General features: G+C 51.0%; 1 protein-coding gene. It reads right to left on the bottom strand.

Annotation, left to right across the window (positions count from 1 at the left end; translation table 11 throughout):
- Positions 1-204: glutathione S-transferase domain-containing protein (locus tag A3709_RS14965; protein ID WP_197484228.1), on the bottom strand; the 204-nt coding region annotated here is incomplete at both ends.

Here is a 204-nt window from a genome sequence, read left to right as displayed (position 1 = left end):
CACGTGCAATAAGGCCGGCAACGTTGGGCCATTTTTCAGCGTCTACTTCGTAGCCGGCATATCCAGCATTAAAGAAAGGAGAAGCGATGCAGAGGTCGGCCATCATAAATTCGCCAAAGACAAAGCCTTCAGCGGGTACAATGCTCTCCAGGTAGTCCAGCACCGGTGGGAGTTTCTTCTCTGTGATTTTGGCGATCAGTTCCT

Origin of the sequence: Halioglobus sp. HI00S01 (assembly GCF_001635445.1) — a bacterium.
GTDB classification, from domain to species: Bacteria; Pseudomonadota; Gammaproteobacteria; order Pseudomonadales; family Halieaceae; genus Halioglobus; species Halioglobus japonicus.
Note: the sequence above shows the minus strand (reverse complement) of the source record. Positions and strands in the feature narration are given on the sequence as shown.